Source organism: Rhizobium herbae (assembly GCF_017873135.1).
Classification (GTDB): domain Bacteria; phylum Pseudomonadota; class Alphaproteobacteria; order Rhizobiales; family Rhizobiaceae; genus Pararhizobium; species Pararhizobium herbae.
Window position 1 is genome coordinate 447,402 of sequence record NZ_JAGGJV010000001.1, and the last position, 22,504, is coordinate 469,905.

Annotated in this window: 27 protein-coding genes; 14 read left to right on the forward strand and 13 right to left on the reverse strand. The window is 60.0% G+C overall.

Features of this window, described 5'->3' with window-relative positions:
- Positions 1–9 precede the first annotated feature (9 nt).
- Complete coding sequence (locus J2Z75_RS02315; RefSeq protein ID WP_209847132.1) at positions 10–324, reverse strand: DUF1476 domain-containing protein; 315 nt, start codon at positions 322–324, stop codon at positions 10–12.
- A 236-nt stretch (positions 325–560) separates the two neighbouring features.
- Here J2Z75_RS02315 and purC point away from each other — a divergent pair, with 236 nt between their 5' ends.
- The 6 genes from purC to J2Z75_RS02345 all read left to right on the forward strand — a co-directional run bounded on the left by purC (position 561) and on the right by J2Z75_RS02345 (position 3,603).
- Positions 561–1,325 carry a phosphoribosylaminoimidazolesuccinocarboxamide synthase gene (gene purC / locus J2Z75_RS02320; protein ID WP_037159871.1) on the forward strand — a complete coding sequence of 255 codons (765 nt, stop codon included), beginning with the start codon at positions 561–563 and terminating at the stop codon, positions 1,323–1,325.
- A gap of 16 nt (positions 1,326–1,341) precedes the next feature.
- Positions 1,342–1,584 carry a phosphoribosylformylglycinamidine synthase subunit PurS gene (gene purS, locus J2Z75_RS02325; RefSeq protein ID WP_209847145.1) on the forward strand — a complete coding sequence of 81 codons (243 nt, stop codon included), beginning with the start codon at positions 1,342–1,344 and terminating at the stop codon, positions 1,582–1,584.
- A 21-nt stretch (positions 1,585–1,605) separates the two neighbouring features.
- Positions 1,606–1,863, forward strand: a complete 258-nt coding sequence (locus tag J2Z75_RS02330) for a hypothetical protein (protein WP_209847148.1) — start codon at positions 1,606–1,608, stop codon at positions 1,861–1,863.
- A complete protein-coding gene (gene purQ / locus J2Z75_RS02335; RefSeq protein ID WP_209847151.1) occupies positions 1,860–2,531 on the forward strand; it encodes a phosphoribosylformylglycinamidine synthase subunit PurQ in 672 nt (223 codons plus the stop codon). Before J2Z75_RS02330 ends, purQ begins: the two co-directional genes overlap by 4 nt.
- 52 nt (positions 2,532–2,583) lie before the next feature.
- Positions 2,584–2,991, forward strand: a complete 408-nt coding sequence (locus tag J2Z75_RS02340) for a hypothetical protein (RefSeq protein ID WP_209847154.1) — start codon at positions 2,584–2,586, stop codon at positions 2,989–2,991.
- A 264-nt stretch (positions 2,992–3,255) separates the two neighbouring features.
- Positions 3,256–3,603, forward strand: a complete 348-nt coding sequence (locus tag J2Z75_RS02345; protein ID WP_209847157.1) for an arsenate reductase family protein — start codon at positions 3,256–3,258, stop codon at positions 3,601–3,603.
- Between the two features lie 15 nt (positions 3,604–3,618).
- Here J2Z75_RS02345 and J2Z75_RS02350 read toward each other — a convergent pair whose 3' ends face one another.
- The gene (locus J2Z75_RS02350; protein WP_209847160.1) at positions 3,619–3,792 is read right to left on the reverse strand and encodes a DUF1127 domain-containing protein; all 174 of its coding nucleotides are present in this window, start codon (positions 3,790–3,792) and stop codon (positions 3,619–3,621) included.
- 162 nt (positions 3,793–3,954) lie between these two features.
- Here J2Z75_RS02350 and J2Z75_RS02355 point away from each other — a divergent pair, with 162 nt between their 5' ends.
- The 7 genes from J2Z75_RS02355 (at position 3,955) to J2Z75_RS02385 (ending at position 11,715) form a co-directional block, all read left to right on the forward strand.
- Positions 3,955–5,373, forward strand: coding sequence for an aminotransferase-like domain-containing protein (locus J2Z75_RS02355; RefSeq protein WP_209847163.1), 1,419 nt, complete (start codon positions 3,955–3,957; stop codon positions 5,371–5,373).
- 183 nt (positions 5,374–5,556) lie between these two features.
- The gene (purL, locus tag J2Z75_RS02360) at positions 5,557–7,791 is read left to right on the forward strand and encodes a phosphoribosylformylglycinamidine synthase subunit PurL (protein ID WP_209847166.1); all 2,235 of its coding nucleotides are present in this window, start codon (positions 5,557–5,559) and stop codon (positions 7,789–7,791) included.
- Between the two features lie 17 nt (positions 7,792–7,808).
- Entirely contained in the window at positions 7,809–8,042 is a 234-nt protein-coding gene (locus J2Z75_RS02365; protein WP_037095612.1) for a BolA/IbaG family iron-sulfur metabolism protein, read from the forward strand.
- Between the two features lie 6 nt (positions 8,043–8,048).
- Entirely contained in the window at positions 8,049–8,270 is a 222-nt protein-coding gene (locus J2Z75_RS02370; RefSeq protein WP_209847168.1) for a hypothetical protein, read from the forward strand.
- A 138-nt stretch (positions 8,271–8,408) separates the two neighbouring features.
- The gene (grxD, locus tag J2Z75_RS02375; RefSeq protein WP_060640875.1) at positions 8,409–8,744 is read left to right on the forward strand and encodes a Grx4 family monothiol glutaredoxin; all 336 of its coding nucleotides are present in this window, start codon (positions 8,409–8,411) and stop codon (positions 8,742–8,744) included.
- 408 nt (positions 8,745–9,152) lie between these two features.
- A complete protein-coding gene (locus tag J2Z75_RS02380; protein WP_209847172.1) occupies positions 9,153–10,388 on the forward strand; it encodes a multidrug effflux MFS transporter in 1,236 nt (411 codons plus the stop codon).
- A 40-nt stretch (positions 10,389–10,428) separates the two neighbouring features.
- Positions 10,429–11,715: a multidrug effflux MFS transporter gene (locus J2Z75_RS02385; RefSeq protein ID WP_209847176.1), complete on the forward strand. Its 1,287-nt coding sequence runs from the start codon at positions 10,429–10,431 to the stop codon at positions 11,713–11,715.
- A gap of 76 nt (positions 11,716–11,791) precedes the next feature.
- Here the strand turns inward: J2Z75_RS02385 and J2Z75_RS02390 are convergent, their stop codons facing one another.
- From J2Z75_RS02390 to rpsD, 4 genes are all read right to left on the reverse strand, one after another.
- Positions 11,792–12,616, reverse strand: a complete 825-nt coding sequence (locus tag J2Z75_RS02390; protein ID WP_209847179.1) for an inositol monophosphatase family protein — start codon at positions 12,614–12,616, stop codon at positions 11,792–11,794.
- Positions 12,613–13,497, reverse strand: a complete 885-nt coding sequence (gene ttcA, locus J2Z75_RS02395; protein WP_209847183.1) for a tRNA 2-thiocytidine(32) synthetase TtcA — start codon at positions 13,495–13,497, stop codon at positions 12,613–12,615. Before ttcA ends, J2Z75_RS02390 begins: the two co-directional genes overlap by 4 nt.
- Before the next feature lie 134 nt (positions 13,498–13,631).
- On the reverse strand, positions 13,632–14,576 hold the full coding sequence (locus J2Z75_RS02400) for a glutaminase (RefSeq protein ID WP_209847186.1): 945 nt from the start codon (positions 14,574–14,576) through the stop codon (positions 13,632–13,634).
- 91 nt (positions 14,577–14,667) lie between these two features.
- Entirely contained in the window at positions 14,668–15,285 is a 618-nt protein-coding gene (gene rpsD / locus J2Z75_RS02405) for a 30S ribosomal protein S4 (protein ID WP_209847197.1), read from the reverse strand.
- Positions 15,286–15,650: 365 nt separating this feature from the next.
- On the opposite strand from rpsD, the gene J2Z75_RS02410 reads away from it, so the two are divergent.
- Entirely contained in the window at positions 15,651–16,703 is a 1,053-nt protein-coding gene (locus tag J2Z75_RS02410) for an endonuclease/exonuclease/phosphatase family protein (protein ID WP_209847200.1), read from the forward strand.
- Between the two features lie 40 nt (positions 16,704–16,743).
- Here J2Z75_RS02410 and J2Z75_RS02415 read toward each other — a convergent pair whose 3' ends face one another.
- The 7 genes from J2Z75_RS02415 to J2Z75_RS02445 all read right to left on the reverse strand — a co-directional run bounded on the left by J2Z75_RS02415 (position 16,744) and on the right by J2Z75_RS02445 (position 22,444).
- A complete protein-coding gene (locus J2Z75_RS02415) occupies positions 16,744–18,258 on the reverse strand; it encodes an ATP-binding protein (RefSeq protein ID WP_209847203.1) in 1,515 nt (504 codons plus the stop codon).
- A gap of 120 nt (positions 18,259–18,378) precedes the next feature.
- Positions 18,379–18,969, reverse strand: coding sequence for an imm11 family protein (locus J2Z75_RS02420; protein WP_209847206.1), 591 nt, complete (start codon positions 18,967–18,969; stop codon positions 18,379–18,381).
- Positions 18,970–19,008: 39 nt separating this feature from the next.
- Positions 19,009–19,212, reverse strand: a complete 204-nt coding sequence (locus J2Z75_RS02425; protein ID WP_209847209.1) for a hypothetical protein — start codon at positions 19,210–19,212, stop codon at positions 19,009–19,011.
- Between the two features lie 188 nt (positions 19,213–19,400).
- The gene (locus tag J2Z75_RS02430) at positions 19,401–19,820 is read right to left on the reverse strand and encodes a carbonic anhydrase (protein ID WP_234937092.1); all 420 of its coding nucleotides are present in this window, start codon (positions 19,818–19,820) and stop codon (positions 19,401–19,403) included.
- A gap of 440 nt (positions 19,821–20,260) precedes the next feature.
- On the reverse strand, positions 20,261–21,058 hold the full coding sequence (gene murI / locus J2Z75_RS02435; protein WP_209847212.1) for a glutamate racemase: 798 nt from the start codon (positions 21,056–21,058) through the stop codon (positions 20,261–20,263).
- A complete protein-coding gene (locus J2Z75_RS02440; protein WP_209847215.1) occupies positions 21,045–21,878 on the reverse strand; it encodes an RNA methyltransferase in 834 nt (277 codons plus the stop codon). Before J2Z75_RS02440 ends, murI begins: the two co-directional genes overlap by 14 nt.
- An 80-nt stretch (positions 21,879–21,958) precedes the next feature.
- On the reverse strand, positions 21,959–22,444 hold the full coding sequence (locus J2Z75_RS02445; RefSeq protein ID WP_209847218.1) for a hypothetical protein: 486 nt from the start codon (positions 22,442–22,444) through the stop codon (positions 21,959–21,961).
- Between the last annotated feature and the right edge of the window lie 60 nt (positions 22,445–22,504).

Consider the following 22,504-nt stretch of genomic DNA (forward strand, 5'->3'; position numbering starts at 1 on the left):
CGGCCGATATCAGCCGTTCTGGACCTGCGTCACGGCTTCGGACAGCAGTTCAAGCATCTTCAGGCGAATCTCGTCGTCGGTCTTGACGATGCCGGCGGCATCGAAATCCGCGCGAATCTTGCGCACTACATCCTCATGGCCGACCTCTTCGAAATCGGCGGCGACCACGTCCTTTGCGTAGGCAGCCGGGTCGCTCTTGCCGAGAAGCTCGGCCGCCCACAGGCCGAGCAGCTTGTTGCGCCGCGCCTCCGCCTTGAATCGCAATTCCTCATCCAGCGCAAATTTCGCCTCGAAAGCCTTTTCGCGATCCTGCAAGTTGGTCATCCTTTCATCTCCCTAAAAAAACGGAGCTGCGAGCAGCCTTTTTGCTCATAAACCAAAAGCCCGCCGAAAGTGCAATGCGAAGTTTTCTGGCGCGGCGACTTTCGTGTTATCATGGCGCTAATTCGGGGGATCGGATCAGACGCCGATTGTGAAATGGTTTCATTTCGGTTATGGACCGCCTTAGAAAATACCAAGTGCGCTGCCCAAGGGCGCCTGCAACAGCAGAGATATCATTCATGAATCGTCGCCGCCGTATCTACGAGGGCAAGGCCAAGATCCTCTATGAAGGTCCTGAGCCGGGCACTCTGATCCAGTTCTTCAAAGATGACGCTACGGCTTTCAATGCCAAAAAGCACGAAGTCATCGACGGCAAGGGCGTGCTCAACAACCGGATTTCGGAATACATCTTCACGCATCTGAACCGGATCGGGATTCCGACGCATTTCATCCGCCGCCTCAACATGCGCGAGCAGCTGATCAAGGAAGTGGAAATCATTCCGCTCGAGATCGTCGTGCGCAACGTGGCTGCCGGTTCGCTGGCAAAGCGTCTCGGCATCGAGGAAGGCGTGGTCCTGCCGCGCTCGATCATCGAATTCTACTACAAGGCAGATGCGCTCGACGACCCGATGGTCTCCGAGGAGCATATCACCGCGTTCGGCTGGGCAAGCCCGCAGGAACTCGATGACATCATGGCGCTCGCCATCCGCATCAATGACTTCCTCACCGGCCTGTTCCTCGGCGTCGGCATCCAGCTCGTCGATTTCAAGATCGAATGCGGACGCTTGTTCGAAGGCGACATGATGCGCATCATTCTGGCGGACGAGATTTCGCCGGACAGTTGCCGTCTGTGGGACGTCGAGACCAAGGAAAAGATGGACAAGGACCGGTTCCGCCGCGACATGGGAGGTCTCGTCGAGGCCTACCAGGAAGTGGCCCGCCGCCTTGGCATCATGAACGAGAACGAACCGCCGCGCGGCTCCGGCCCTGTGCTGGTGAAATAAGCAGGAAAAGACGACAGTGATCAACGCACGCGTAACAGTGACGCTGAAGAATGGCGTTCTCGACCCACAGGGCAAGGCAATCGAGGGCGCTCTTGGCGCGCTCGGTTTCGAGGGCATCGGCCAGATCCGCCAGGGCAAGGTCTTCGATCTGCAGATCGAAACCGCCGACAAGGCGAAGGCCGAAGCCGAGGTAAAGGCCATGTGCGAGAAACTCCTCGCCAACACGGTGATCGAGAACTACACTATCTCGCTCGCCTGATGGTTGAATGAGGTCATTTCGATGGCAGATGTAACCAACGATGTTATCTATGAACTGCTCAAAAAAATGCAGTCCGATATCGCTGGCCTCAAGTTCGAGATGTCCGGCGTAAAAATAGAGCTGAGCAATCTTCGCGGAACGATGGTGTCGGTGCAGATGGACCTACACAACATCTATACCCGACTGGACAGATCCGATCAGCGCCTCGAACGTATCGAAAACCGCCTCGAATTGCGCGAGCTTGCCGAGGCCCAATCCAGGTTTGAACCGCAGCCATGAAATCCGCCGTCGTCCAGCTTCCAGGCCTCAATCGTGATCGCGACATGATCGCCGCGCTGACCAAGATTTCCGGCAAGGCGCCGGTAACGATCTGGCAGACCGAAACCGATATCCCGGATGTCGACCTGATCGTCATCCCGGGCGGGTTCTCCTACGGCGACTATCTCCGCTGCGGCGCCATTGCCGCGCGCATGCCGGTGATGCAGGCGATCAAAGCGAAGGCCGAGGCCGGCGTCAAGGTGCTGGGCGTCTGCAACGGCTTCCAGATCCTCGTCGAGGCGGGTCTCCTTCCGGGTGCGCTGATGCGCAACGCCTCGCTGAAATTCGTCTGCAAGGAAATCAAGCTGGAAGTCGTCAACGCCAACACCGATTTCAGCCGCGCCTATGAACAGGGACAGATCATCCGTTGCCCGGTCGCCCATCATGACGGCAACTATTTTGCCGATGCCGACACGCTCAAGACCATTGAAGGCAATGGCCAGGTCGTTTTCCGCTACGCCGGTGGTACCAATCCGAACGGATCGGTCAACGACATCGCCGGAATCGTCAATGAAAAGGGCAATGTTCTAGGCATGATGCCGCACCCGGAAAACCTGATCGAGGCTGCTCATGGCGGCTCCGATGGACGCGGCCTGTTCGCTTCCGCGCTCGACGTAATCGCTGCTTAACATTCGGCCTGCTAGAAGGCTGCCTCAGAGACCGAATCAAAGGGGCTTGTTCATGCGCGCCGCAGTTTTCATCCGTTTCATTGCAACTGCAGGCTCCGTTGCCCTGATCGGGCTTGTCGCCGGCTGCCAGTCGGCAAGCCCGCCGGCACCGGCCCAGAGCACCACGGCGCTGTCGACCATGGAACGGGTCGCCCTTGGCGCCAATGCCTGCTGGTTCAAGTCCGGCGATGCCGCCTTCAAACCCTATCGTCTGGCTCCGGAACTCAATTCCTTCTCCGGTCGTCCGCGCATTCTGCTCGTCCAGCGGAACTCTCCCGAATCGCGACCGCTCGCCGTGGTTCAGGCGGAAGGGCACCCTGCCCGGCTTCAGGCTTTCGGCCCGCTGTTCAGCGAAACGATGGGATCGCGGATGACCGCGGACATCAAGCGCTGGGCCGCCGGCGGCAAGGGTTGCAGCTAGCCGGGAAATGAATCACCCGCAAGCGCACCGGCATTTCGCTAATTCTTGCGGGTTTTCTTTTTTAGAGTTTTGCCGGACAATCAACTGAAGAAGTCCACCGTTGATTCCACACAATCCAAGGACGTATTTTTGCGCATTCAAACCGGGGATGTGCCTTCGCATATGTCATGAAACCGCACCGCTTCCCATGCTAGGCGCAGAACACTGTGCCGTGTCGTTTCCGTTGAACTGTTCCCGTGCCCTGCTTTTACCAAAGGCATATTCATGAGCGTTATGATTTATCACAATAGCCATTGCGGTACGTGCCTCGCGGTTCTCGACATCGTCCGCAAAGCGGGCATAGAGCCCATTCTGATCGACTACATGACGTCACCACCAAGCCATGAAGAGATGCTGGCGCTTCTGCTCGCCATGGATATGCCGCCGCGTCAATTGCTCCGCACCAGAGAAAGCGCGTACCTGTCGCTCAAGCTAGATGACGAGAGCAAGACGGACCGGGAGATCATCGACACGATGCTGGCCCATCCAGAACTGATCGAGAGGCCGATCGTCGTCACGGAAAAGGGCATCAAGCTCTGCCGTCCCGAGACGAAGGTCCTCGATCTTCTTTAGACGATCGCGCCGCGATCAGCGCCAGTAGGGGCGCGCCGCTTCACGACGCGCTTCCGAGTGCGTCACGCCGATATCGGCAAGCTGGTCATCTGTCAGCTCCGAGAGGGCAAGGCGGCTGAGTCGTTTCTCCTCGCGAGCGACAGTCCATACGAGAACCCGCCGAAAGAAACCCTTCAGTCCTGCGGCCATCCCGTGGTGCTTTGAAATTGTACCTGTTTGCGGAGCGCCGCTTACGGCCCCATCTGCACATATTGTACTCATTGCCTTCATCCTATCGATTGCAACGGTGGCATTTCAATATTGCATTGTCATAATTGACACCGAAATAGATGCAATGTAGAAATTGTCACCATGACAACATGGATGCCAGACCCCGGCCAAGGCCAAGGCCCGCTTTACGCTCGCATTGCCGATCAGATCGAGCAGGCGATTGCCGGTGGCGTGCTGACGGCCGGCACGAAATTGCCACCGCAGCGCAACCTTGCCTTCGATATCGGCGTGACAATCGGTACAATCGGTCGCGCCTATCATCTTGTGCGCGAACGCGGTCTCGTCAGCGGCGAGGTCGGACGCGGCACCTATGTGCTCGACAATGCCGAATTACGGCCGGCCGAACAGGCCGATCCGATGACCGCGGCGCTCGCGGGTACCCGTCCGATCAAGGCGCCGCCGGGGAAACTCAGGTTCGACAGTACGGCGGCACCGGACATCGGTCAGGGCGCATCGCTGGAAAAGCTGCTGGTCGACATCAGCCGCGAACACCATGCGGACATTGCCAGCTATGCCCGCGACTTTCCGGCACACTGGTTCGAGGCAGGCAGCCAGTGGCTTGCCAAGGGGACGTTTCGCCCGCAACCGGATAGAATCGTGCCGACGCTTGGCGCGCATGCAGGTGCTGTCGCCGTCATCGCGGCCGTTACGGCGCCGGGCGACAAGATCGCCTTCGAGAATGTCACCTATTCGCAGATCAGCCGAAGCGCCGGCCTCATAGGTCGCCGGACGATCCTGTTGCGCACCGACGACTACGGTCTCGACCCGGAAGATTTCGAGCGCGTCTGCGCCCAGCAGCATCCCAAACTCGCCTTCCTGATGCCGACGGCGCAGAACCCGACGGTCGTCACGCTGTCGCTGGAGCGCCGCCAGGCGATCGCCGACATCGCCCGCCGCTACGGCGTCTGGCTGCTGGAGGACGATCTCTATGGCGCCATGACCGGCGACATGACCCCGCTTCTGGCCGAGCTTGCGCCGGAGCGGACCTTTCTGGTCGGCGGCCTTTCGAAATCGGTCGCCGCCGGCGTGCGCGGCGGCTGGGTCGCCTGCCCTCCCCATTTCAGCCAGCGCATCCGCATCGCCCACAAGATGGTCAGCGGCGGCATGCCCTTCATTCTTGCCGAACTCTGTGCCCGCTTGGTCCTCAGTGGCGAGGCCGCGATCCTGCGTTCCAGAAGCATCGACGAGATCCGGGCACGCGAACAGATGGCCCGCGAAATCTTCTCCGGCATCGACTTCAACTCGCATCCGCATGTGCCTTTCCTCTGGCTGAAACTCTCAGAGCCGTGGTTCTCGGGCACCTTCAAGCATGCGGCATTCGAGGAGGGCGTGCTGGTCGATGACGAGGACGAGTTCAAGGCCGGACGGACCGAAAGCGTCTACCACCGCGTCCGGATCGGCTTTTCCTCGCCCGCCGACCGCAACGAGGTCCGGCGCGGTTTCCTGACCCTTCGCCGCCTTCTGGATAGCGGTCGCACCGGCTACGACAGCTTCGCCTGAAGGAAACGCCGCTTTATCGGCGAAAAGCATACGATCTCCTGTGCTTTCCCGCGATTTTCCTGTCGCATCCCGGAAGTGCATCGGCTAAAGAAACGCCGACGCGATCTCTTTGTTTTGACGCAGCCCTGCACGCAATCGGCTCTGACGCCGTCCGGGATGCTCCAACGGACCGAATGGACCACGATGACCATTTCCAATACCCGCCCCATCACCCCCGAGTTGATTGCCTCGCACGGTCTGAAGCCGGATGAGTACCAGCGCATCCTGGAACTGATCGGCCGCGAGCCGACGTTTACGGAGCTCGGCATCTTCTCGGCGATGTGGAACGAGCACTGCTCCTACAAGTCCTCGAAGAAATGGCTGCGCACGCTGCCGACCACCGGACCGCGCGTCATCCAGGGTCCGGGCGAAAATGCCGGTGTCGTCGATATCGATGATGGCGACGTGGTGGTCTTCAAGATGGAAAGCCACAATCACCCATCCTATATCGAGCCCTATCAGGGCGCTGCGACCGGTGTTGGCGGCATCCTGCGTGACGTCTTTACCATGGGTGCCCGCCCGATCGCGGCAATGAACGCGCTGCGCTTCGGTTCGCCGGATCATCCGAAGACCCGTCATCTTGTATCCGGCGTCGTCGCCGGCGTCGGCGGCTACGGCAACTCCTTCGGCGTTCCGACCGTGGGCGGCGAAGTCGAGTTCGATGCCCGCTACAACGGCAATATCCTCGTCAACGCCTTTGCCGCAGGCCTTGCCAAATCCGATGCGATCTTCCTGTCGGAAGCCAAGGGCGTCGGCCTGCCGGTCGTCTATCTCGGCGCAAAGACCGGCCGCGACGGCGTCGGCGGCGCGACCATGGCCTCGGCCGAGTTCGACGAGTCGATCGAGGAGAAGCGCCCGACCGTTCAGGTCGGCGACCCCTTCACCGAAAAATGCCTGCTCGAAGCCTGCCTTGAACTGATGAAAACAGGCGCCGTCATCGCCATCCAGGACATGGGTGCCGCCGGCCTCACCTGCTCGGCGGTCGAAATGGGTGCCAAGGGCGACCTCGGCATCGAGCTGGAACTGGACAAGGTGCCGGTGCGCGAAGAGCGCATGACGGCTTACGAAATGATGCTGTCGGAAAGCCAGGAGCGCATGCTTATGGTTCTGGAGCCCGCCAAGGAAGAAGTCGCCAAGGCGATCTTCGTCAAGTGGGGTCTCGACTTCGCCATCGTCGGCAAGACCACCGACGATCTGCGCTTCCGCGTCATCCACCAGGGCGAGGAAGTTGCCAACCTGCCGATCAAGGATCTTGGCGACCAGGCGCCGGAATACGACCGGCCCTGGACGCCGGCGACTGTTGCCGCCCCACTGGCTGCCGATGATGTTCCGCAGGCCGATGTCGCCGATGCCGTCCTGTCGCTGGTCGGCTCCGCCAACAACTCTTCTCGCCGTTGGGTCTACGAGCAGTATGACACGCTGATCCAGGGCAATTCGCTGCAATTGCCCGGCGGCGACGCTGGCGTCGTACGCGTCGAGGGCCATCCGACCAAGGCACTGGCCTTCTCCTCCGACGTAACGCCGCGTTATGTCGAGGCAGATGCGTTCGAAGGCGGCAAGCAGGCCGTTGCCGAATGCTGGCGCAACATTACCGCCACCGGCGCTCTGCCGCTGGCAGCCACCGACAACCTCAATTTTGGCAATCCGGAGCGTCCGGAAATCATGAGCCAGCTGGTCCATGCCATCAAGGGCATCGGCGAAGCCTGCCGCGCCCTCGATTTCCCGATCGTCTCCGGCAACGTCTCGCTCTACAACGAGACCAACGGCCAGGGCATCCTGCCGACCCCGACGATCGGCGGCGTCGGCCTGCTTGGCGACTGGTCGCAGATGGCCCGTATCCGCTTTGCGGCCGAAGACGAGGACATCCTGCTCATCGGCGCGCCAGATGGGGTTGGAACGCATCTCGGCCAGTCGGTCTACCTGCGCGACATCCATGGCCGCATCGATGGCCCTGCCCCGCATGTCGATCTCGCCCATGAGCGCAAGACCGGCGATTTCGTCCGCGGGCTGATCACCGATGGCCTGACGACCGCCGTGCATGACTGCTCGTCGGGCGGACTGGCGCTGGCCGTTGCCGAAATGGCGATGGCGTCGGGCATTGGCGCCCGGATTTCGGCTGTTGCAGGCCATGATCCGATCCCTGTCTTCTTCGGCGAGGATCAGGGCCGCTATGTCGTCACCGTCAAGCCGGAACACGCAGCGCTCGTCGGCGAACGGGCACAAGCCGCAGGCGTGGCCGCCCCGTCCATTGGCAGCACCGGCGGTACCGAGGTGGTGCTTGGATCGGCCAGGCCGCTTGCAATTCTGCAATTGCGCTCGGCCCATGAATCGTGGTTCCCTGACTTCATGGACGGCGAGACACTGATCGCCGCCGAGTAATTCAGGGAGTACAGACCATGCCGATGGCACCTGGCGATATCGAAGACATGATCAAGTCGGGCATTCCCGGCGCGAAGGTGACAATCCGGGATCTCGCCGGCGACGGCGATCACTATGCAGCCGAAGTCGTCGCGGAAGCCTTTCGCGGCAAGAGTCGAGTGCAGCAGCACCAGATGGTCTACAACGCGCTGAAGGGCAATATGGGTGGCGTCCTGCACGCTCTCGCCCTTCAGACATCCGCGCCGGAGTAAGTCTTGATGGCCAACCTCATGAACGAGTTGGTGAGCGGCGTAGTCCAGAGTGTCCTGAAGGAAATTCTGAAGAAGGCCGGCGGAACCACAACGACCAAACGCCAGAAGCGGCAGACCCGCTCGGCCACCACCGGCCGGTTCAAGAAGGCGACGACGACAAAAGCCAAGCCGGCAAAGAAGCAGGTGAGCTGCCGCCGGACTGCGGCATCTCGCAGCAAGACTCGCTGAGGCGGCACGTTCACCTGTTGCCCTCGTGCAAGCCATCAATTTTTGTTGCGGCCGGGTGATGAAAATCACTGGCGTGCATGTTATCTAACAGAGATCGACACACCCGGCCCTTGAAGCGGGAGCAGGAAGGATTACGACATGAGCGGTATCAACGATTTCATCGCCAATGAAGTGAAGAGCAACGACGTCGTTCTTTTCATGAAGGGCACCCCCCAGTTCCCGCAGTGTGGGTTCTCCGGCCAAGTGGTCCAGATGCTCGATTATATCGGCGTCGACTACAAGGGTATCAACGTGCTCGCCGATGCCGACCTTCGCCAGGGCATCAAGGACTATTCCAGCTGGCCGACCATTCCGCAGCTCTACATCAAGGGCGAATTCATCGGCGGCTGCGACATTGTCCGTGAAATGTTCCAGGCCGGCGAACTTCAGTCGCATTTCGAGGAACAGGGTATCGCCGTCAAGGGCGCAGCCTGACACCTGAATTTGGTCACAGTGACACCTGAAAAAGGCGGGTCACCGCCTTTTTTGATTCCGGCAGATTGTGACGACTGACTAATGTTGCGCGGTCTTTATCAGCCGGAACCGATATGCGCCGCTGTCACAAGCCGGTCGCGAAATTAGGGGTATGCACGCGCAGTGCAGATTTCTGCGCCATAGAACGGGGCCGGATATTTCGTCCAGACCTGCAGCACATCTCTTTTGTCGTCGACATGACTTTGCCGACGTTTTTCCAAAGCCGGAGGAGCCGGCTCTTGTTTTGAAAGCGCTTCGGAGCCGCGCTTTCGTTCGACATTTTCGTGCTGGCTCCAGCATTTTCATCTGCGCCGGAAACGTTGCCGTTTCCAGTTTCAGGCGCCCGGCACACGCGCCAGGAATATCCCTATGACCATAACATCCGAAGCTCCGGGCCTTCCGGCTTTGTCAAAACCACAATTCGTTGCCCTGATGGCCCTGCTGATGGCCATCAATGCGATTTCGATCGACATCATGCTGCCCGGTCTGCAGGAGATCGGCGCCAGCCTTGGCGTCGTCGACGAAAACACGCGTCAGTATGTCATCACCGCCTATCTGATCGGCATGGGCTGCGCGCAGCTGTTCTTCGGCCCGATGTCCGATCGTTTCGGCCGCAAGCTGCCGCTTCTGGGCGGCCTTGGCATCTACGCGCTCTGCGCGCTCGCCATCGTCTTCGTCCCCTCTTTTGCCGGGCTTCTGGCGCTTCGCTTCATGCAGGGCATTGGTGCTGCCGCCACCCGCGTCATCACCATTTCGATTGTCCGCGACGTCTATGGCGGCCGGATGATGGCGGAAGTCATGTCGCTGGTCATGATGGTTTTCATGATCGTGCCGGTGATTGCGCCGAGCGTCGGGCAGCTGATCATGATCTTTGCCGAATGGCACATGATCTTCGTCGTCATCTGCGTGTTTGCATTGATGGTGGCAACGATGGTGACATTGCGCCTGCCGGAAACGCTGTCGGTCGAGCATCGTCGGCCGTTCACCGTGACGTCGATCCTTGCAGGCTTCCGCATCGTGCTGACCAACCGCGTCTCGCTCTGCTATTCGCTGGCCGCGTCGTTCATCTTCGGCTCGCTGTTCGGCTTCATCAATTCCTCGCAGCAGATCCTCGTCGGCATCTACGGCCTCGGGCACTGGTTCCCGCTGGTGTTTGCAGGCTTTGCGGGCATGATGGCGGTCGCCTCGTTCACCAACTCGCGGCTGGTCAAGCGCTATGGCATGCGCCGCCTGTCGCATGGCGCCCTGATCGGCTTCACGATCGCCAGCCTGATCTGGGCCGTTGCGTCGATCTTCGGCGCGCTCCCGTTCTGGCTTTTCGTCCTGCTCTACGCTTCGGCCATGTTCCAGTTCGGCCTGATCGGCCCGAACTTCAACGCCATGGCGATGGAGCCGCTCGGCCATGTCGCAGGTACTGCGTCCTCGGTACTGGGTTTTACCCAGACCATCGGGGGGGCCACCATCGGCGCGCTGATCGGCCAGGCTTTCGACGGCACCGTCACACCGCTTGCCATCGGCTTCCTGACAGTGTCCGTCATCGGCCTGATGTTCGTTATCGTCGCCGAGAAGGGCAAGCTCTTCAGCCCGCACAATCCCTCAATTTGACAACTGTCGTCTCCTCCCAAGACATTCATAGGTTCCTTTCATGTCCGCCCCCACGACCACCGAACACATTGAAAATATCGGCTCCAGCCGAATAGGGCTCGGCTTTTTCGAGTTCGTCATCACCATCGCCCTGATGACCGCAAGCGTTGCTGTTGCCATCGACATCATGCTGCCTGCCCTGCCCGCGATCGGCCAGTCGCTCAACGTCGCCAATGCCAACGACACGCAATTGGTCATCGGCGTGTTCTTCCTCGGCTTCGGCTGCTCGCAGATCGTCTTCGGCAGCCTGTCCGACACCTTCGGACGCCGCAACATCCTGCTGGCCGGCCTCGCCTTCTTCACCATCACCATGTTCGGCGCCGCCTTGACGCAGAGCTTCGAAATGCTGCTGCTGCTGCGGTTCGTGCAGGGTATCGGCGCGGCCGCAGTCCGGATCACCACCATGGCAATCGTGCGCGACTGTTTCGGCGGCCGCGAGATGGCCCGCGTCATGTCCTATGTGATGATCGTCTTCATGATCGTGCCGATCGTTGCCCCATCGCTTGGCCAGGCCATCATCTATTACGCAAACTGGCACTGGATCTTCATCCTGCTCGGCTGCATCGGCGCCATCCTCTTTGTCTGGGCCGCCATGCGCCTGCAGGAGTCGCTGCCGAAGGAAGAACGCCTGCCGCTGTCCGTGGCATCGGTCGTCTCGGGCTTCCGCACCGTTCTGACCAATCGCGTCACCTGCGGCTACATGATCGGCCTGACGCTGTTCACCGCCGTCATCTGCGCCTATATCGTCACCGTCCAGCAGATCTTCGGCGAGGTCTATGGCCTTGGCGACTGGCTGCCGATCGCCTTTGCCGGAACCGCCGGCGGCATCGCGGTTGCCAATTTCGCCAACGGCTATTTTGTCCGCAGCTTCGGCATGCGGCGCATCTCGCATGTGGCGATGATCCTGTTCACGCTGCTCTCCGGCGTCGGCCTGCTGATTTCGCTCGGTGGCAAGCCGGACTTCCTGCTTGCCTATCTGCTGTTCTCCGTTCTGCTGATGATGTTCGCGGTGATCGCCACCAACTTCACCGCCATCAGCCTCGAGCCGATGGGGCATCTGGCGGGCACCGCGACCGCCATCACCGGCTTTGTCTCCACCACCGGCGGCGCATTGATCGGCGGCACGGTCGGGCAGATGTTCAACGGCACGGTCCAGCCGCTGTTCGCCGGCTTCACCGCTTTTGGTGCAGTGACTATCCTCGCTGTACTCTGGGCGGAGAGAGGCAAGCTCTTCACCCACCCGGGCGACGATACCGCCAAGCTTGAAGCGGGCGGAGGGCATATGTAGTCCGCTGAAACCCCGAAATGAAAAGGCCCGCTCCGTGAACGCCGAGCGGGCCTTTTCCTATGCGATATCAGTGACGTCAGACGGTAAACACCTCACGCCGCAGTATTTCCCAGCAATCCTTGTCGGGCGCCAGCAGCAGACCGCCATCGACATGATGCGGGAGATACGGAGAACCGTCGAACCGGGCGGCATAGGCACCGGCTTCCTGGGCGATCAGCGTACCGGCGAGATGATCCCAGGGCATCAGCTTCTGGTACATCAGGAAGTGGAAATGCCCGCCGGCAAAGGCGCGGTATTCATGGGCCGCACAGCGATAGCTGGTGGCGATGCGCACCTTGGCCATGTTGCCCATGACGATGCGGCGGTTTTTCGGAGAATAGAATCCGGTCGAAGCACAGCCGACAAGGCTTTCCAGCGATACGGACGGGACCGTGGCAAGCCGTTCCTGCGATCCGTCGGCCTTGCAGAGCCAGGCCCCGGAGCCTTTTTCGGCAATCACCCAGTCATTGCCCATCGGATCGTAGATGACGCCTGCGACGGTCTCGCCCTTTGACACCACGGCGGCCATGACGCCGAACAGCGGCATGCCCGCCGCATAGTTGAACGTGCCGTCGATCGGATCGACGACGACGGCAAGATCAGCTCCAGCGAGGCTGTCGAGCAGCGCGGGGTTGGCCGCAACCGATTCTTCGCCGATGAACAGCGCATCTGGCGCGATTTCCGCTATCCGCGCCTTGATCAGCCGTTCGGCGGCTTCATCCGCCTCGGTGACCAGATCGATCGCTTCCGACTTCATCCGCACGTCGCCGGCGCCAAGATTGCGGAACTTCGGCAGGATTTCCTTGAAGGCAGCCTCCTGCAGGATATTGGCGACGGCGGCGATATCGATGGCAGATGTCATGCTTTGGGCTCCGCGAAGAGAGATTGGAAATCGAACAGTTTCGGGTCGAGCAGATGCGACGGATTGACGTGGCCGAGCGCCCGCAGCATCGTGTCCTTGCGGCCCGGCATCCGGCGCTCGATATCCGACAGCATCGCCTTCATGGCATTGCGCTCAAGCCCGTCCTGCGAGCCGCAGAGGTCGCAGGGGATGATGGGAAACTCCATGGCAGCGGCGAATTTCGCCAGATCGTCTTCGGCCGCATAGGCCAGCGGCCGCAGCACCATCAGATCGCCTTCGTCGTTCAGAAGCTTTGCCGGCATTGTCGCCAGCCTGCCGCCATGGAAGAAGTTCATGAAGAAGGTTTCGAGAATATCCTCGCGATGATGCCCAAGCACCAGCGCGTCGCAGCCTTCCTCGCGGGCGATCCGGTAGAGATTGCCGCGACGCAGGCGCGAACAGAGCGCGCAATAGGTGCCGCCTGCCGGGACCTTTTCCTTCACGATCGAATAGGTGTCGCGATATTCGATCCGGTGCCTGACACCGATCGACGTCAGATAGTCTGGAAGCACATGCTTGGGGAAGTTCGGCTGGCCCTGATCGAGGTTGCAGGCAACCAGTTCGACCGGCAGCAGGCCGCGCCATTGCAGGTCCATCAGCAGGGCCAAGAGGCTGTAGCTGTCCTTGCCGCCGGAAACGCCGATCAGCCAGCGCTTCTGGCCCTTCAGCATGCCGAAATCATCGATCGCCTGGCGCACGTGCCGCAGCAACCGCTTGCGCAGCTTGTTGAACGAGACGGATGACGGCATCTTTGCGAAGATCGGATGCATGACGTCGCCGGCCTGATCCGGCGCGAGATCTTCGAGATCGACTTTGGTCGGCAATTGAATGGCAATATCCATGACAAAGTCCCGGATGAAAGGGCGCGACGGCACAAAAGCGGCGCGCAAATACGATGCCCTGCACTTGCCCGTGTCCGCCGGCAAGATCAAGGAAAATGCGCCCGGATGGGTGTGAAACTTCGGTAACGGCCTGCTCAGGCGCCAAACACGGACCATCCGGTGCGGCTGGCGAGCATTTCCAGCGCCAGGGATCCAAGCAGCGAATTGCCGTTGTGATTGAGCCCGGGCGACCAGACGGCAACGGATGCCTTGCCGGGTGCCACGCAAAGAATACCGCCACCGACGCCGCTCTTGCCCGGCAGGCCAACGCGATAGGCGAAATCGCCCGAGCCATCATAGTGGCCGCAGGTCAGCATCAGCGCATTGATACGCCGCGCCCGCTGCTTCGAGACGACGGAATGCTTGGTCAGCGGATTGGTGCCGGAGGCTGCGAGAAACAGCCCGGCCTTGGCCAGCTGGACGCAATTCATCGCAAGAGCGCATTGGTGAAAATAGACGCCGAGGACGTGATCGACGGGATGATCCAGCTTGCCAAACGAGCGCATGAAATTGGCGAGCGCGAAGTTACGGTAACCGGTTGCGGCTTCCGAACGGGCGACGTCGGCGTCGATGACGATATCGTCCTCATCGGCAAGATAACGCACGAACCGGACGACTTCGCCGATCGCCTCCTTCGGCGTATGACCGGCCAGCACGAGGTCGGTGATCGCGATGGCGCCTGCATTGATAAAGGGATTGCGTGGGATGCCGTGTTCGTGCTCGAGCTGGACGATCGAGTTGAAGGCGGAGCCGGACGGCTCGCGGCCGACGCGCTTCCAGATGTTCTCGCCATGCTTGCCGAGCGCCAGCGTCAGGGTAAAAACCTTGGAAATACTCTGGATCGAAAACGGCACCTGCGCATCGCCGGCCATATGGACATCGCCCTCGACGGTGACGATCGCCATGCCGAAACGCTTGGGATCGACGCGGGCAAGCTGCGGGATATAGTCAGCGACCTTGCCCTCGCCGAGCCGTGGGGTCAGTTCGCGGTGAATATCATCGACAATCGACTGCAAATCCAACGTTTCCGTGCCGGGCATCAGTCATTCTCCGCTTGAGTGCAGCGCAACAAAAAAGCCACCCATCTCTGAGTGGCTTTTCCGAATTTCACAAGGCCAAGCCTCTAAGAAATTATCGCGAATAGAATTCGACGACGAGGTTCGGTTCCATGATGACCGGATACGGAACGTCGAGCAGGGCCGGAACGCGGGCAAAGGTCGCAACCATCTTGTGGTGATCGACTTCGATATAGTCCGGAACGTCGCGTTCAGCGAGCGAAACGGCTTCGAGAACCGAAACGAGCTGCTTGGACTTTTCGCGAACTTCGATGACGTCGCCAGCCTTGCAGCGGTACGAACCGATGTTGACGCGAATACCGTTGACCGTGACGTGGCCATGGTTGACGAACTGACGGGCAGCAAAGACCGTCGGAACGAACTTGGCGCGGTAGACGATCGCGTCGAGGCGCGATTCGAGCAGGCCGATCAGGTTTTCGGACGTGTCACCCTTGCGACGGTCAGCTTCGGCGAAGATCGCACGGAACTGCTTTTCGCGGATGTCGCCGTAGTAGCCCTTCAGCTTCTGCTTGGCGCGCAGCTGCACGCCGAAGTCGGAAAGCTTGGACTTGCGACGCTGGCCGTGCTGGCCAGGACCGTATTCGCGACGGTTCACCGGGGACTTCGGACGGCCCCAGATGTTTTCGCCCATACGGCGGTCAATTTTATACTTGGACGATTCGCGCTTGCTCATCGTATTTCCCTTCAACAGGTTACACCGGTCTGTTGCCAAACCGGATCAAGGAAACACGCCCTCCTCTGAACTTCTTTTGAAAGCTCTGACAGGTTTCTCGCATTACGCTAACGGAGAAGCCACGGGACATGTCAAATAAAACACCGGGCATTTCGGCCCGGCGTTGAGGCGGCTTTAGTGGCTGACCACGGAAAAGTCAAACATTTTGTGCGCGCACTGCGCGGAACATTCCAATTTACGCCAAATTAGTCCGCAGCAGCACCATCAGTTTACGCAACATTCCTGACGCACAACTTTTGATATAGGTTCTCGGAGCAAGGTTTTACCATTTCCACAGGCTTTCGACGTTTTAGGGGAGAATGTAAATGGCCTTCTATCAGACATTGCGAAACGAAAACTCCTACCCGCGCGGGCGTGAAAAGCCGGGTCAGGCCGGATGGGTCGCGGACAGATTGCTGCGTTTGCGTGCATTGCTAAACGGTCAGATCGTCTCGAAACGCCGGCCGAATTCTCTGATCGTCGGATCCTGGAATATAAGACATTTCGATGGCGGCAGAAAGCGTCTGCCGGAAAGCTATCACTACATCGCCGAAATCATCGATCATTTCGACATCTGCGCCATCCAGGAGGTGAAGGATATCGAGGCGATGGAAAAGTTGATGCGCCTTCTGGGCCGCAACTGGGACTACTTCATCAATGACAGTTCGGGCGGCGGGCGGGGAAACCATGAGCGTATGGCGTTCGTCTACAACAGGAACAGGGTGTTTTTCCGCAATTTGATCGGCGAACTTGTCTTTGAGAAAGGGACTTTGCCGGGAGACGAGCAGATCGGCCGAACGCCCTTCTTTGCATCGTTCCAGGCGGGCTGGTTCAAGTTCACGCTTTGCTCCGCGCATATCGTCTTCGAGGAGACCGAGGGACGCCCGCTGCGCGAGGATGAAATTAACGCAATAGCCACAATCCTCAAACAACGCGCCACGACCGCCGATGAGGTTCACATCATGTTGGGCGACATGAACATCGAGACGCTCAGCGATGCCGGCATGGCGGCACTGAAACGGAACGGCTTCCTGATTCCGGAACTTGGCGCCACATCGCTCGTCGGCGGCAAATACTACGACCAGATCACATTCACCGGGCCGGCCAAGGAGACCCGGCTGCTCAACAAGGGGGTGATCAGATGGCAGGAGGCCGTGTTTACGGATAGCGAAGCGGCAGCCTACGAGACGATTGCCGCCGCCACGCGCGAAGCACCCGATACTGGGCAGCCCTATTCCGATTGGGCGAGAACCTATCCCGGCTGGCGGACGCACGAAATGTCGGATCACCTTCCCGTATGGATAGAGATTGAGATCGATTACTCAAATGAGTATCTGCAAACCGTGAGCGAACTCCAGCCCGGGCAGGTAGACGAATAACCGCCCCACGGATCCTACACTATCACGCAAGGCGCGGCGCCTATTCTGCTGCCGTCTTGGTCGTGAGCGGCATTTCAGTCGCATCCGCTGCACCCGGCGCGGTTTCCACCTGCAAGTCCGGAAACGCCACGATCCTTTTGCCGGAAAGATCGCTGTGAACCACGATCAGCCCCTGCTCTTCGAAATAGCCGAGCAGACGGCGGGCGCGGCGGGCGGAATGGGTGCCGTAGGCCCGAGCGATCATCGCATCGGAAGGACATGGCAGGTTGCGAACGGCAGACTGCGCCACCAGCAGGAACACACCCTGCAGGTCGTCCGTGACGTTACGCGACAGATTGAGCGCCGAAGCCCAGATTTCGCTCGCCGCCGTTTCCGCATCGACGCCGGAACGGGCAACTGCCATCTTTCGGCGAAAAGCGCTGAGTGACAGCGGTGCGCCGGGCACGCGTCGAATGCGGCAGCGGACGAGAAAATCCTGGAACAGTTCGGCATCGGCGCGAAAGGCTGCATCGGGATTGTCGAGGATTTCCGCCAGCAGTCCGTCGAGCAGCGCCTCACGCTCCAGAACAGGCATTTCCGGCACTGGAGCCTTCGGTTCCGCAAGCCCGATCGGCTCCGGACGCGGCCGGGACAGTTCGGCGAGAATATCGGTCGCCGGGCGCGGCTGTGCGCTCGGACGGCGGACAATCGGCCGGATCAACTCGTCCGGATCCGGCGTGAAGATCAGATCTTCGACATCGGCGACCGCTTCCGGAAGCGGCGTCAGCTTCGGGCTGGTCGAGCGGGCGGACGTCTCGACATTGCCGATCGTCACCGGCAGCGGCCGGCGCGACAGTGCCGGACCGAGCGCCACGAACGAGCCGCGCTTCAGGTCGCGGAACATCTCGGCCGTGCGGCGATCCATGCCGAGCAGATCGGCGGCGCGCGCCATGTCGATATCGAGAAAGGTGCGCCCCATCAGAAAATTGGAGGCTTCGGCGGCAACGTTCTTGGCAAGCTTGGCCAGCCGCTGCGTGGCGATGACACCGGCAAGGCCGCGTTTACGGCCACGGCACATCAGGTTTGTCATGGCGCCCAGAGAAATTTTTCGCGCCTCTTCCGAGACGTCACCGGCAACCGAGGGCGCAAACATCTGCGCCTCATCGACCACCACCAGGACGGGATACCAATAGTCGCGATCGGCGTCGAACATCGCATTGAGAAAGATACCGGCGCTGCGCATCTGCTGCTCGATATCCAGCCCTTCCAGCGAAAGCACGCAGGAGACGCGATGCTGGCGGATACGGCTGGCGATGCCAATCAACTCGGATTCCGTGCGCTCGCCCTCGATCACTACATGACCGAACTTGTCGGCGAGCGTAACGAAATCGCCTTCCGGATCGATGATGCATTGCTGCACCCACGGGGCGGACTGTTCCAGCAATCGGCGCAGGAGATGCGATTTACCAGAGCCGGAATTGCCCTGCACCAGCAGACGCGTCGCCAGAAGCTCCTCGATATCGAGCGGAACGGATGCGCCATCGGACGCCGTCCCCATGTCGATGCCGACTTTCATCTTATTCCTCGTGTTCTCAAATCCGATTCGCCCGCCGCCACGGAACAACCGGTCATCTTTACCATGGTGTTTTCATCATGTGCGGAAAAGCCGCCGGTTAACCACAAGCTTGTTGCGAACCTAATCCCTATCCCGGAAAATATTCCACATGTCTTCCGGCAGGCAGAACGTCAGGCCTTTTGCCCCTGTTGCCATAAGAGCGTCCTTCAGCATGTCTGACACCACAATATGGGAGGTATACGTGTCGCGTGCGAAATGCTTGTCGCCAAGGCAATCCGGTTTGAAGACCAGATGGCGGGCGTCCATGATCGACTCGCCGGGGACGATCCAATCATCGATGATTGAGGCGTCGAGGTCGGTGCAAGGCAATGCAACCTTCGGCCGAGCGAAAGAATACCGTAATATTTCCGCGTCCCTCGTTTTCAGCGTCACAGGCAATACCTGCACCTCATCCCCCGCAAAATCAACAATCAATTGCGCCAATAGATCATCCACCAATGGGCACTGATGATGGTTAGGGATGTAATTCAATCCCGACAGTCTGCGGGACAATATTCTTGGCATGAGGACCACAATATCGGAAAGTGACTTCCATGTTATTTCACCCATGGAAACGATCTGATAAGATTGTATCGTCGAGTTTAGGTAGTCAAATTCAGCATACGGAAGACGGGTCTTATCACTAGGTATGGTCCAGATCCAGCTTGTCACTATCTGGCCTCCTCGTTGCGTGTTTCGCTTTGTGTAGAGTCATTGAAATTCGAATCTGGCATGAATTTTCGCCCGGCTTGGAAGCGCAATCTCATTGGTATATTTTCCGATGTCGAAAACAGCCATTGATAGGGCTGGGTGTGCTGCAAGGCTCTGGGGTACGATATCCAGCCCCTCCAGAGAAAGCACGCAGGAAACGCGACGCTGGCGGATACGGCTGGCGATTGCAAGCTGTCGGCGCATGCCGGATTTCGACGCAAAGCCTCGCCAGTCGCGGAGGTTTATCATCCGTCCTCTGATTTTACCCGCAGGTTCGGTCGTAACCTACAGAATTGCAGCGTGCACATCACCGGAGGATGAAAAGGTGGCGGCACAAACACGGTTTTGCCGCCACCCCTTTGAATTCCTGCATCAAACCGCCAAAATTCCGGTCAGGCGATGAACTCGACTTTGCCTTCGTCGAGATCGTAGCGTGCACCGACGATCTTCAGCACTCCTGCTTCCAGCTTTTCGCCGATGGCACCACCGGTGGCCTTCAAGCGGGACACGACGTTGGAAATATTTTCCCGGACGGAGTTGTCCAGCAGGTCGCCATCCATCGTCTCCGCCTTCAGCACGGCCGGGAGGATCGGTGCCACCATCGCCTCGATCGCACTGTCATAACTGACATGTTCCTTGACGAGGCTAATCGCAGCACTTACCGCCCCGCAGCGTTCACGGCCGAGAACGACGATCAGCGGCACGCCGAGATGGTCGACGGCATACTCGATGCTGCCAAGCCCTGTCAGGTCGACGGTGTTGCCAGCCACACGGACGATGAAGAGATCGCCAAGGCCACGACCGAACAGCAACTCTGGAGAAACCCGCGAGTCCGAGCAACCGACCAGAACGGCAAACGGGTGTTACGTCTCGGCAATCTCCAGCCGCCGCTTGCGGTCGATGTGCAGAACCGGAGCCCTGTCGGCAACGAAGTCCTCATTGCCTTTTGAGCAGGGCCAGCGCCTCGTCCGGCGAAAGACCGGTGGGCACCGCAGTGTGTGCCGTCTGGGCCGCCGCGGACGAGGCAAAGCCCGTCGATGCCGCAGTCGCGGCAAGGCCCGTCAAGGCGCCGCAACAGGCCCCTTTCAACAGAAGACGCTTCGATAGTTTCATGTCTACGATAATTGACCCGACTCTGGTGTTGCTTAAATTGCAGAAACGGAATTTAGCGATCTCGCTGTCATATTGAAGGAGATTTGCATCGCGCCAAACATTTCCAATGAACCGCCTCGCGGGGTCCCGGAAGACAGCTTTAACTGACCGTCAGCCCGAAACCCTGCATCAACCGCCGCGTGGTAAAGTCCGGGCGTCCCGACGTGAAGATGGCAGGATCGACGCCGTTCAGCGGCTCGAAACCATCCGGCAGCGGCACAAGGCTGCGCGCCCGCCGGGCAATGGCTTCCGCCGGATCGAGCCAGTCGACCGGCCAGGGTGCCAGGCGGCGAAAGACATTGGCCATGAAGGGATAATGGGTGCAGGCAAGCACGACGATATCGGTCTTGCGGCCATCCTTCTCGACGAAACACTGCTCGATCTCGGAGAGAACCGCCGCGTCATCGATCGGCTCGCCGCGAATATAGGCCTCCGCCATGCGGGCCAGGTTTTCCGAGCCGACGAGACGGACATGGCATTGCGAGGCGAAGGACTGGATGAGATCGCGGGTATAGGCGCGCTTGACGGTGCCGGGCGTCGCCAGCACCGAGACAAGCCCCGAGCGAGTCCGTTCCGCCGCCGGTTTGATCGCCGGCACGGTGCCGACAAAGCGCATGTCCGGAAACGCCGCACGCAGATCGGCTCCGACCAGCGTGAAGGCTGTATTGCAGGCAATAACGCAGATTTCCGGGGCATGCTCTGCCAGCAGCTTGGCAAACAACGAGATGATGCGCTCTTTCAGAGCTTCCTCTTCCCAGCCCCCATAGGGGAAGCCCGCATCGTCGGCGACATAGATGAAATGCCGCTCCGGCATCAGCACGCGGGCTTCGCGCAGCACGGTGAGGCCACCGATGCCGCTATCGAAGACGAGGATGGGTTTCAGCTCAGGTGTCGTCACCGGCGTCATCTGCCTTTTTCGCGCGCGAGTTTTCCGGCGCTCCGGCACCGCGCGGCGCCTCGCGGGTGAAACGATCGAGCGATGAGATGATGCCGCGCACCAGCCGGATTTCGGATTCGGTAAAGCCGGGGCGGGTCAGGACTGCGCGCAAGTTGTCGATCAATTTCGGCTTTTTGGCGACGGGGCGGAAGTAGCCGCGCGCGTCCAGCGCCTCCTCCACATGATCGAACAACCCCTGCAGCTGATCCTTCGTCGCCGGATTCTGCGACAGCGCCTGAAACGAGGTTTCCTCCCGCGATTCCATGCTGGTCTTCAGCCATTCATAGGACATCAGCAGAACCGCTTGCGCCAGATTGAGCGAGGCAAAGGCCGGGTTGACCGGGAAGGTGACGATCTCGTCGGCGAGCGCCACTTCCTCGTTGGTCAGCCCCGTACGTTCGCGCCCGAACAGGATGCCGGTCGCCTCGCCCATGTTGAAGCGGTTGCGCAGCGTTTCGGCGGCGATCAGCGGCGAGCGCACCGGCTTGTAGCCGTAACGGTCGCGCGCGGTGGTCGCATAGACGAAATTGAGGTCGGCAATCGCTTCCGGCAGCGTGTCGTAGACCTTTGCGGCGTCGATGACGTGATCGGCGCGGCTTGCCGCCGAACGGGCCTTTTCGCTCGGCCAGCCGTCGCGCGGGCTGACGAGGCGCAGTTCGGAAAGACCGAAATTGGCCATGGCGCGCGCCACCATGCCGATGTTCTCGCCAAGCTGTGGATGCACCAGAATGATTGCCGGTCCTTCCGTCAGAAGTACGCGCTCGCTGTTCGTCCCTGCCATTCCATTGCCTTCCCGCAGATTAGGGCGCCTCACTCGCACAAAGCAGCGAGAAAATCAAAAAGGATGATGACAGGGCTGCGTCAGGGCCGTACCTGCCGCTCCAGCCACGCCTTCAGCGAAAACCAGTTTCCCTCCCCCATGAAGCGCCGCACATCGTCGATCCGATGCGATCCGTCTTTTTCAAGGACGAACATCAGGCGGATGGAACGCGCGGGGTCACCGTCGCAGGACGGCAGATCCATTGTCACATCGAGCATGTCGGGCGTATCGCTGCGCGTTCGGTCGATAACCCCGGTCTTGCCGATGGGACATCTGTTTGAATCTCCCGTCATAGGATCGGTCTCGAATACAATCGGATCGCCCCGCTTGCGGGATGCCTTCAGCGCGTCAGCATAGGCATCGACGAAATCGCCGCTGAAGTCGTTGAGCAATTGGCTTTCGGTGAAATAGGCCTGATGGCGATCCGGTTCGTCCAGCGAATTGACGACGATCCGATCCACATAGCTGCGCACCAGTTGCTCGCGCCCATCGGCAAGAGCCGGCCCCGCCGACATAATCAATGCCATGCATGCCGCTTTCATCTTCATCCGGCGCTCCCGCGTTTGCCTCACCGCAACAGGAGGCAG